1 protein-coding gene is annotated in these 2424 nt (G+C 68.7%); it reads left to right on the plus strand.

Annotation, left to right across the window (positions count from 1 at the left end):
• Positions 1-38 precede the first annotated feature (38 nt).
• Positions 39-2372, plus strand: coding sequence for a DUF2460 domain-containing protein (locus ACREB7_RS20805; RefSeq protein WP_431594163.1), 2334 nt, complete (start codon positions 39-41; stop codon positions 2370-2372).
• Positions 2373-2424: the final 52 nt, after the last annotated feature.

The following is a 2424-nucleotide window of genomic DNA, read 5'->3' on the forward strand; positions in this document are numbered from 1 at the left end:
GCTCAGGGCTACGGTTCAAAAGAGAGAAAGGCTCCGCAATGGGCTGGGCATTGGTGGCGTCTGAGCCGCATCAGCGAAAGGGATGGATCAAGCGGTTCGACCCGCGCTTCTGGACGGTCAATTTTGCGCGGCCGATGATGGCGAGCGTGGGGACGACGGGGCCGCAGGCGCTGCGCGTCGAGACGGTGTTTTATTGCAAGCAGGATCTGGCGGGGCTGATCTGGGCGGCGGAGGATGTGTGGGACCATGTCCTGCTGGCCTATGAGACGAAGCGCGATTTTCGCCATTGTCAGCTGTCGTTCCGCTGGCGGTCGGGTGGGGTCAAGCCGCTCGATGCGCTGCACGGGCCGACGCTGACGATCGAGGGGCGCGACGCCGAAGGGAGCCCGCGCGCCTGGTATGTAAGGCTGTGGAACTATGCCGAGGGGACGGGCGAGGATGCGGTCGTCAGCCTCGATTTCGATGCGCTCGACGGCGGGTATCTGCTGCCCGGCGAGGCCGACCCGGTATGGGCGGGCGATGTCGACCGGATGTTCGTGTCGCTGGTGCCGCCAAGCTATGACGGCGGCGACGCGGTGCTTGCGAGCCCGGTCGAGGGCTGGGCCGAGATGAGCGACATCGCCTGTTCGGGCTCGGGATCGGTGCTGGCGATCGGCGATGCGATGCTGCCCGAACATGGGCTGGGAATCGCGAATGGCTATGACGATTGCTATCATCTGACCCCGGCGCGGGTGGTGCGGCAAATGGTGGCGCTCGGTTATCGCGGCGATGTCGTCCATTATGTCGGGATGAGCCATTATATGCGGCTCGAGGCGTCGGGGGGCGGCTTTTACGCGAGCCTGGTCGGCGGGACGCTCAATGCGCCTTGCGCGGCCTGGCACGCGGGGTTCGCAAGCGAATGCGTGGCGGCGGGGCTGGGGGTGGTCTGGTCGCTGTCCTATGAATATTTCGACGACTATTGCTGGAACGACTGGAAGCAGCGCGACGCGACGGGCGCTCCGGCGCTGACCGGGTGGGTGCCGCCGTCGACCCTGTTGTCGCCCGCCCATGCGGTGGCGATGGGATATCTGCAACTCGTCGCGAGGGCCTTTGTCGGGGTCGCGGTGGCGGCGGGGCTGCCGGTGAAGTTCCAGGTCGGCGAGCCTTGGTGGTGGGTCAATCCGGGCGGGAAGATTTGCGGCTATGATGCGGCGACGAGCGCGGCGCTGGGCGGGACGAGCGTCGCCATATCGGACGTGCGCGGGGCGCTCGATGCGGGGCAGCGGGTGATGCTCGACGCGCTGGGCGCGCTGCTCGCGACGTCGACCGAGGCGCTGGTCGCGGCGGCGCGTGACGAGGCGGGGGTTGGCGGGCTGGTCAGCCATTTGCTGGTGTTCCTGCCGACGGTGCTCGACCCGGCGGCGCCCGAGGTGCGGCGGGCGAATGTGCCGCTCGGTTGGGCGGCGCCCGCCTTCGATGTGCTGCAGCTCGAGGATTATGACTGGGTGACCGGCGGGCGCGGGGCCGAGACGGGGCCGGCGCGCGCGGCGATGGTGACGCGGCTCGGTTATCCGATTGACGAACAGCATTATTTTTCGGGTTTTGTGCTGCTGGCGGAGGATCGCGGCCAATGGGCGGCGATCGCCGAGGCGGCCGGGGCGAGCGGGCGCGCGGGGGTGGCCTGCACGTTCGTCTGGGCGCTGCCGCAGGTGGCGCGCGACGGCTTTGTCTGGTTCGACGGGGAGGATGAGGTGCAGGCTTTTGATGCGGTGGATTTCCCGCTGGCGATCGGGCGCGAGGCGCTGAGCATCACCGAATTTTCGACCCAGATTGTGAGCGCGCCGTCGGGGCATGAGCAGCGGGCGAGCGAATGGGCCGAGGCGCGGATGCGCTATGACGCGGGGCCGGGGATCCGGTCCGAGGCCGATGTGCGGGCGCTGACCGATTTCTTTCGGGCCAGGCGCGGGGCGGCGCGGGCGTTCCGCTTTCGCGATCCGTTCGACCATGGCTCGGCGGAGGATGGCGGGCTGCCGGCGGCGGGTGACCAGTTGCTCGGCGTCGGCGACGGGAGCCGGCGGCAGTTCGCGCTGGTGAAGGAATATGGCGCGGGCGCCGCGGTGCAGGTGCGGGCGATCCGGCTGCCGGTCGCGGGCAGCGTGCGGGTGGCGGTCAACGGGATCGAGACGGCGGCCTTTGTGGTGACCGACGAGGGCGAAGTGCTGCTCGACGTAGCGCCTGCGGTCGGGGTCGCGGTGCGCGCCGGGTTTCGTTTCGATGTCCCGGTGCGCTTTGCCGAGGATCGGCTGGAGGTGAGCCGCGCGACCTTTCTGGCGGGCGAGATGGCGTCTGTGCCATTGGTCGAGGTGCGGGCGCCCCAAGGGATTTCAGGGTGATGCCCGTTTTCGTCTCTCACCGTAGCCCTGAGCCTGTCGAAGGGCGCTTCTC

The organism is Sphingopyxis sp. (assembly GCF_050725615.1).
Classification (GTDB): domain Bacteria; phylum Pseudomonadota; class Alphaproteobacteria; order Sphingomonadales; family Sphingomonadaceae; genus Sphingopyxis.

Bases quoted from the DNA above. Each gene is read 5' to 3' on its own strand.
- ACREB7_RS20805 (WP_431594163.1), top strand. From the start codon at position 39: ATGGGCTGGGCATTGGTGGCGTCTGAGCCGCATCAGCGAAAGGGATGG.